The organism is Microbacterium sp. 67-17 (assembly GCF_001898325.1).
Classification (GTDB): Bacteria; Actinomycetota; Actinomycetes; order Actinomycetales; family Microbacteriaceae; genus Microbacterium; species Microbacterium schleiferi.
Map to the genome: position 1 here is coordinate 1 of NZ_MKTR01000019.1, position 8,236 is coordinate 8,236.

At 64.8% G+C, this 8,236-nt stretch carries 6 protein-coding genes and 1 other annotated feature; of the genes, 5 read left to right on the forward strand and 1 reads right to left on the reverse strand.

The window, feature by feature from the left end; genetic code table 11:
* The first annotated feature begins 62 nt into the window (after positions 1-62).
* The 5 genes from BGO47_RS08515 (at position 63) to BGO47_RS08535 (ending at position 7,267) form a co-directional block, all read left to right on the forward strand.
* Positions 63-3,848 (forward strand): PA14 domain-containing protein, encoded by a 3,786-nt coding sequence (locus tag BGO47_RS08515; protein ID WP_292710650.1) that lies wholly within the window; start codon positions 63-65, stop codon positions 3,846-3,848.
* The gene (locus BGO47_RS08520; RefSeq protein WP_292710653.1) at positions 3,845-4,135 is read left to right on the forward strand and encodes a hypothetical protein; all 291 of its coding nucleotides are present in this window, start codon (positions 3,845-3,847) and stop codon (positions 4,133-4,135) included. The genes BGO47_RS08515 and BGO47_RS08520 overlap by 4 nt, the downstream gene beginning before the upstream one ends.
* A gap of 113 nt (positions 4,136-4,248) precedes the next feature.
* Positions 4,249-5,483, forward strand: a protein-coding gene (locus BGO47_RS08525) for an IS3 family transposase (RefSeq protein ID WP_292710656.1) whose coding sequence is annotated in 2 segments (ribosomal slippage) — positions 4,249-4,531 and positions 4,531-5,483 — 1,236 coding nt in all. Because the reading frame shifts where the segments join, the coding sequence is not laid out codon by codon here.
* Positions 4,521-4,645: a sequence feature (AL1L pseudoknot), on the forward strand. (Overlaps the previous gene by 125 nt.)
* Positions 5,484-6,241: 758 nt before the next feature.
* Positions 6,242-6,859 carry a hypothetical protein gene (locus BGO47_RS08530; RefSeq protein WP_292710659.1) on the forward strand — a complete coding sequence of 206 codons (618 nt, stop codon included), beginning with the start codon at positions 6,242-6,244 and terminating at the stop codon, positions 6,857-6,859.
* Positions 6,860-6,874: 15 nt separating this feature from the next.
* On the forward strand, positions 6,875-7,267 hold the full coding sequence (locus tag BGO47_RS08535) for a hypothetical protein (RefSeq protein WP_292710662.1): 393 nt from the start codon (positions 6,875-6,877) through the stop codon (positions 7,265-7,267).
* 54 nt (positions 7,268-7,321) lie between these two features.
* Here BGO47_RS08535 and BGO47_RS08540 read toward each other — a convergent pair whose 3' ends face one another.
* A complete protein-coding gene (locus tag BGO47_RS08540) occupies positions 7,322-7,909 on the reverse strand; it encodes a DNA starvation/stationary phase protection protein (protein WP_292710664.1) in 588 nt (195 codons plus the stop codon).
* Positions 7,910-8,236 lie beyond the last annotated feature (327 nt).

An 8,236-nucleotide genomic window follows, 5' to 3' on the forward strand; every position in this document is an offset into this window, starting at 1 on the left:
GTCATCGTCATCTCAGTATTGGTCCGTTCTCGCCCCGTGCAGTGCGAAGGTCAGCAGTGCTGGTGTCTCACCCCATCCTGACGCACAGGGCACCCCCGGACGCACAGAAGCCCGCGACTCCCGAGATCCTCACCAACGCGAACGGTGTGGTGACTGCGCTGCGTGACCCGGTGTCAAAGAACGGGACCGGGTATGACCGGACCGTGCAGTTCACCTACCAGGACGGGGCTCAAACGGCCTGCCCTGAAGATCCCGGTGTCGGGTATGGCAAAGCGCCCGTGGACATGCTGTGCGCGATCACCTACCCCGACGGGTCGCTGACACACCTGTTCTACAACACGAACGGTCAGCTCGCGCAGATCCTGGACCCAGGCGCGGAGAAGACCTTGTTCGGGTACAACGGGGATGGGCTCCTCGCCCAAATCCGCGACTCTCTTGCCAACGACTCGAACCCGCTCGCCTCGACGACAACGGCCGACGACCCGGCGGGAATCGCTGTCACCTACACGAGCGGGAAGGTCGCGTCGGTCGCGCTGCCCGACCCCGGAGGGGTCGATTCGAGCAAGCGGCCGATCAAGACCTTCACCTATGGGGCGGGGCAGACCAGTGTTCAGGTCGCGGGTCTCACCGGCACTGCCGCGACCGTTACCTATGACAATGCGTGGCGGCAAACCTCGACGACCAGCGCGATGGGAGTCACCGCTACCCAAACCTGGCACCCCACGAAGGACCTGGTGCTTTCTTCGGCCGATAATCTCGGGCGGACGTCGACCCGCATCTACAACAACCTCGACCGCGTCACCGACAGTTACGGGCCCGCACCGGCCGCCTGCTACGGCACGGACAGGCGACCCGTGACCAACCCGGTCGGCGCGTCGGGGTGCGGCGTCCTTCCCGCCCACGCTTCGACCGTGTACGACGGCGGGTTGAACGGTCTGCATGCTGCCTACTACAACAACGAGACACTCTCCGGAAAGCCGGTTGCGTTCGGGCTCGGGATCGGGGGTGCCGGAGGCGCGGTTGACCGGAACTGGGGCGAAGCCGCACCCGTCGCGGGCTTGACAGCGGACCATTGGTCGCTCCGGCTGACGGGGCTGATCACCTTCCCCGAAGCGGGCACATACACCATTAGGATGACCAGCGATGACGGCGTTCGTGTCTGGCTCGACGACGTCCTGTACGTGAATCAGTGGGTGGGTCAGTGGCCCACCGATGTGACCGGCCTGTCCTTCACGGTCAGCGCCGGTCAGGCCAAGCGGATCCGCATCGAGTACTTCGAGATCGCCATCACCGAAGTCCTGCAACTCAAATGGGCCACGCCGTCATCCAACGGCGCCTTCTCCATCGTGCCGGGCGAAAACCTACGCCCGGATTACGGGCTGGTCTCCCAGACCACCGCGGACGACTCGACAACCGTGTCGGGCGCTGCTGCGCCGTCGGTGACCTCTGCGTTCACGTATCAGCATCCGTGGTTAGGTGCGGCGACCGCGTCGACGGTCGATCCGGGTGGGTTGGGTCTGACGACGGCGGTGTCGTATGAGCAGCCGGGGTCGTCGGGGTGGTTGCGGCGGTTGACCCGCACCCTGCCTGCGGCGACGGTGGCGGGCGCCCCGGCGACAGCGAAGACCACATCGGCGTACTACGGCGAGCTTGAGGCGGCGCCGAGCGTGTGTGGGGTGTCGGGGGTGAAGCAGTTCGGTGCCCTGAAGTCCACGACAGGTCCGGCCCCGGCGTCGGGGTCTGCGGTCACGACGGAGTACGTGTACGACGTGATGGGTCGCACTGTGGGTACGAAGGTGTCCGGGGACACGACGTGGTCGTGCGTAACCTTCGACGCACGCGGACGGGTCGTGTCACAGACCGTGAACGGTCCCACCGCGGGGACCCGCACCGTTACCACCGTCTACACGCCGACCGTGGCGGGCGCGCGGGTGGAGGTGTCAGATAACGCGGTTCCGGGTGCGCCGGGCAACGCCACCCTCACGACCGAGACGGACCTGCTGGGTCGCATGACGAAGACGGTCGATGTGTGGGGGACGGTCACGACCTCCACGTATGAGGATCTGACCGGGCGGCTGCTGTCCACGTCGACGACTCCGCCGGGCGGGTCGGCGTCGGTGACCGGGTACACGTACGACCTGGACGGGAAAGTCCTCACCGTCACCGTGGATGGGGTCACCGAAGCAGCCGTGACGTACGACGCGGATCAGCAGCTTTCCTCGGTCAGCTACGCGGACGGGTCTGCGCTGTCTTCTGTGGTGCGTGATGGTGCGGGCCGGGTGATCGGGAACGTGTGGGATGTTGCCGGGCAGAGCGTCACCGACAGTGTGGTGCGGTCCCAGTCGGGTCGGATCGTGCAGCACGTCAGCAGCACCGGCACCACCGCATACACATCCACCTACCAGTACGACACCGCCGGGCGCCTAGTCTCGGCGAGCATCCCGGGGCACCAGCTGTCCTACCAGTTCGCGTCCTCTGGTGGGTGTGGGGTGAACACGTCTGCGGGGTTGTCGGGGAACCGCACCGGGTTCACCGACGCATACACCGCGCCCGGCACGAGCACTGCGGTGACCTCCTCGGCGGCGTATTGCTATGACTGGGCGGACCGGCTCACCTCCACCACCGTCACCGGTACCCTTACCGGCGCGTTCGGGGTCACCGACGGCCTCGGTGCGGCCGAGATCGCGTACGACACTCGGGGGAACACGGTCACGCTCGGTGACATGCAGCTGGGGTATGACAACGCGAACCGGCACACCGGCACCACGTACGCGGACGGGTCCACCGTCACCGTGCACCGCGACGCGACCGGCCGGGTCGTGAAACGCGTCACCGATCCGGCCGGTGAACCACCGGCAGCGGAGGTGGTCACGTTGTATGCGGGGGATGCTGCGTGGGGTCAAACCGACGGGACAACCCTGACCCGGTTCCTCTCCCTGCCCGGCGGGGTCACCCTCACACGCACGGATGCCGAGGCCACGGTGTCGGTCCCGAACCTGCAAGGCCACCAACTGATCACCGCGACCACGACCACCACCGGGACCACGGTCGGGGGCCTGGGGGTGTTCGACCCGTACGGGCAACCCCTCGACCCGGTTACCCTCGCGATCGGCACTGCGGCAGCGAACCTGGCCGGGCAGATCGCGGACGGTGTCACCGGGTGGCATCAGGGCGCGACGAAGCAGGTTGAGACTCTCGGGTCGGTGATCATCGCCGAGATGGGCGCGAGACTCTACGTCCCCGCCCTGGGCAGATTCCTGCAAGTCGACCCGATCGAAGGAGGCGTGGACAACGACTACGTCTGGCCCACCGACCCCATCGGCAAGAACCACCTCACCGGCAAGCTCACTGCCGACTCGGCAGAAGCCTGGATTAAGGCTGGACACAAGATCACTTCGATTGGAATTAGACGCTGGGATGATCCGATCTACGAGCTCGCGCCAGAACTCCGGTCGCAGCACGGCGGACAGTGGCAGAAGGGACCGGCCAAGTGGACGCCGCCTCCGCCCCAGCCCGCGTGGGAGCCCGAAGGTATCGTGATTCCGTCGGCGAATATTGGGTGGACTGGATGCGTCGGCGGGTGCATCTCAATATCAACAGATCTACAAGGGCACGCGAGAATTGCGTTCGGGGGAGGCTTGAGACTCTCGTCGACATTTCAGTTCGGTGGTTCCTCCGAGACCCAACCGGGTGCTTTCTTTGGCGGAAGCCGTGTCGTGTCTGCTGGGCCCTTCGGTGCCTATGGGGACGTTGGGATGCAGGAGAATGGCCCTCTATGGTATGGCGGAGGAGGTGTCTCTGTGGGTGGCGGTATCGGCTGCGACGGTTTCGCGGGGTGGGGCTGGTGAGCGTGGTAGCAGACGCGGCCTCCGTTGTCGCGCCCGTCCCGGTCCTTCCGAATCTGGTACTCGGTGTGGCCGCCATTGTTATCGGCATCCTCGTCATCGTTTTCCGTCGCGCTCTGCATGGGGTGATCTCGAGGGGGCAAAGAGAGCTGGTTGGTCGGCGAGTCTCTGGCGGCCTCGAGAGGTTTCAGAGCGCGTTTTGGGTTGGCTTCTCAGGGGCGTGCGCGATCGGAATGGGGGTGGTCATGATCGCCTTCGGTCTCACAGCATTCCTTGCCGAAGCTGCTTAGTGACTGACGGCTCCTCACCGTCGCGCTTCCTCTCATAACCATCTTCATCGTCACCGTCTCCTCAGCTTTGAATCGCCCTGGGTTTGGTTCCGCTTCCTTTGGGAGGATGAATCATGCCCCGTCAGTTCCCGCCGGAGTTCCGGCAGCGAGCATTGCGGATGCTCGCTGAGGCGTTGCCTGAGCACGACACCGAGTACGCCGCGATCCGTCATGTCGGAGCGAAGCTCGGTGTCGGTCCGGAGACGCTCCGTAAGTGGAAACGTACGTCCGAGATCGACTCCGGTGCCCGCCCGGGCATGACGTCGGACGAGCACGCGGAGATCAAGCGACTGAGACGAGAGAACGCTGAGCTGCGCCGCGCGAACGAGATTCTGAAGTCCGCGTCCGCGTTTTTCGCGGCGGAACTCGACCGCCCCACGACGAGATGATCCGGTTCATCGACATGTTCCGGGATCGTTTCGGGGTCGAGGCCATCTGCCGCACCCTGGGTGCGACAGGCAGTGGGTTCCTCACCGTCCGCGGATACCGGGCCGCCAGGACCCGGCCCCGGTCGGCGCGCGCGATCCGTGACGACGTTCTCGGAGCGGAGATCGCTCGCCTCCATGCGGAGAATTACGGCGTCTACGGGGTCCGGAAGATGCACGCGTTGATGCGTCGACAAGGGTGGCTGGTCGGGCGAGACCAGACCGGCCGGATCATGCGCACGTTCGGCCTGGAAGGCGCCCGCCGCTCCCGCCGGGTGTTCACCACCCGGCCCGATCCAGCCGCCCTCCGCCCCGCGGACCTCGTGCAGCGGCGGTTCTGTGCGGACGCACCCTGCCGACTCTGGGTCTCGGACATCACATATGTCGCGACCTGGTCCGGGTTCGCCTACGTCGCGTTCGTCACCGACGTGTTCCCCCGCCGCATCGTCGGCTGGTCCGTCTCCGCGAGCCTGAGAACCGAGCAGTCTCCGCTGCCGGCGTTGGAGATGGCGGCATGGTCCAGTGGCGACATCACCGGGCTGGTCCATCACTCCGACCGCGGCTCGAACTACGTCTCGCTCGTCTACACCGACCGGATCCTCGAGCTCGGCGCGAAACCCTCCGTCGGATCCGTGGGCGACAGCTACGACAACGCCCTCGCCGAAGCCATCAACGGGCTCTACAAGACCGAACTGATCCGCCGCCGCGGGCCCTGGCGCACGATCGAGCAGGTCGAGCTCGCGACCCTGGAATGGGTCTGGTGGTGCAACAACCAGCGCCTGCACACCGAGCTCGACTACCGCACCCCCGCAGAAGTCGAGACAGCCCACTACGCTGACCTCGAATCACCCGAGCCGACACCCGTCAGCCTCGGAAACACCTAGGAACCAAACCCAGGGCGATTCAAGGTTTCTATCCTCATCAGCTGGTCTCGCTGCGCTGGGTGGCTTAGTCGTGGTCGGGGCGAGCCCCGTAGGTGAATGGTGGCTCAAGCTGATCGTGATCGTGACTGTCGTGCCGGTGATGTACGTGGCCGGCGTACGCTTCTACGGTGATGTTCAGCTTTGGGATTGGGGGTACGGGCGATCGCGTGATGGGCGCGATCCTGATAGCGACTGAGTCGCCTGGGTCAGGCTCCGGACGCCGGTGGGAAGAACTCGGGCACCCCCGCCGGATACCTACACTCTTCAACTATCACAGGCGCTATGTCCGATGAATAAAGCAGTGAGATTGACATGACGAACGATATTGAGGTCGATTTCAATGAGCTGGACGACGCGGAGTTTGATCTCGACACCGCAACGATTCGCAACGGTCAGTTTCTTCTAGGCGGTCGGATCGATTGGCGTCAATCCGTGAGTCTCCTCGCATCAGGAGAGTCGGGAGCGAGATATACGAGAGCCTCGTTGCGACGGGAGTACGGGCGAGTGCGAAAGCTCATTTACACGCCGTTGTCGCTCGTGATCAAAGAAGCGGTCAGCTATGAGATTGTCGACAAGGCTGGCGCGGGAGCCCTGATTCTGGAGAGCTACTCCGTAAGTGACGGTCACGTACGGCTAGTCGGGGTGGTCCCGTGCGAGGTCTACGTGCGCACAGTAGGGTCATGTGCGCCTCAGTTCTATCGCGGGGATCCGGTGGTCCCGTGACCCGTAGACGAGGCGAGGTGACGGCCGAGGAGTATCTTGCGCGGCGGGCTGCGGATCCGGTGCTCCGGGCACAGGATGAGGCCGCGGCCGCACGCCACGCTGCGCTCGTGGATGAACTCATCCGTGCCCAGCAGCCACTCGTGTCCGACCTGAACGTGGCGGGCGCGAACGTTGCCTCGGTGTGGGACCTTGTTAATACGAGGGACACGTATCCGCATCTGGTCCCGGTGCTTATCGATCACCTTCCGCGGGATTACCCGCCAGCTATCCGGGATGGGATCGCGCGAGCGTTGGCGGTGCCAACTGCGCACCCATGGTGGCCCCTCCTTGTCGATCAATACCTCGCGGCCGATCAGAACCGTGTCCAGCAGGGACTCGCGGTCGCTGTCGCTGCCGCTGCACAGGGGGAGGACCTGCCGCGCCTGAAGGAGCTGATTGCTGATCGAAACGTTGGCGAGACCCGCGCGCTCCTATTGGACGCAGTCAAGAGACTCGGCGGTGAAGAGGGCATCTCGTTCATCGCCGATCACGCTGACGACCCCGAACTTGCACACACGGCCCAACAGATCGTGAAGCGAGCTGAGAGGTCACGCGCCCGGCGACAGGCTCGATAGCCGCGATAATTGACCATGCAACCAAGAACGGATGCCGCGGCGGCGCGGATCGTCTGCCGGTTTCAGATGGCTTTTGCTGCGGGGCGCGAAGAAGCTCTGGGCTCGGCAGCGGACTTTCCGGGGCTCGTGGTGGGCTCCAACGGGCGATCAGTCCTCGAGCTCGCCGGCATCGCACGCGACGCGGATGGTTCTCACGCCCTGAACGAGGCGATGTCGGAGTTTGTGGATGCCGTCGACATGGTGCGTCAGCGTCCTTGGTACGGGCAGGTGTTGGCGGCTTCGGATGCGAGCGACATCCAGGTAACGTTGCTCGTGTTCGACTCCGTGAACGTCAGTGTTGAGTTGCCGCGGCGCCTCCACCAGATCCTCGTTGAGGATCACATCGAGTTGTGGTTCTCGGCGATCTGAACCGACTCACGCAGATGATGCACGAAATCGTCGTTCTGGGCTAACTCGAGTGGGTCAGCGACCCTGCGGGGTGCGCCGCTCGGCGCTGACCATCCAGGCGAACTGCTCCATCTGCCCGAGAACCTCGTGCAGGATGTCGGCACTCGTGGGATCCTCGTCGTCGACGTCGTCATGTACCTCGCGGCAGGTCGCAACCACCGCTTCGAGGCGCTCGGTGATCAAGTCGACCACCTCGTCGGTGTCGACCTCGCCGTGAGGGAACTCGGGGAGTGACGTGGTCTCGGCAATCGTGTCACTGCGCCCGTCCGGAAGAGCGTGAAGCGCACGCATCCGCTCGGCGACGACATCCGAGAGGCTACGAGCGGCGTCGATGATCTCGTCGAGCTGCAGGTGGGTGTCGCGGAAGTTGCGGCCGACGACGTTCCAGTGCGCTTGCTTGCCCTGGAGCGAGAGCTCGAGAAGGTCGACGAGCACACGCTGCAGGTTGACGCTCAGCTGCTTCGACGCTTGGAAGCCGCTCTCGGCGTTCTGCTCGTCGGTGAGTTTCGCTCCAGCTCCGCCCTTCGCTGCCTTGCGGGCGTTGCGCGGGCTTGCGGATGCCGAACTCTTCGTCTTGGTCGTGGTATCGGACTGCGTTGCCATCGGTGTTCCTTTCGACGTTGCGTCGAACGTCACTCTAGTCATCCTCCTTTGCCGCCGCGCGCCCCTTGTCAGCCGCGCCGCCGGGTGGTAGCCGTCGCGCGAGTGCGGCCGAACTGTGTAGCTGCGGCGAATCTATGCGCCGCAGCTAAACGAGTCTGCCGCACGTGCGGGCTGGAGCATCCGCGGTCGGCCGAGTGGCCGCGGGAGGGTGCGCCCTAGATGTAGCGACCCGGGACGTTGTGTGCGTCGCGGGTAGGTGAAGACCTCCGGGACGATGTGGGTATCTGACAACTCGCATCGGTGACCGGAGGTCTTCGTGGTTCACGC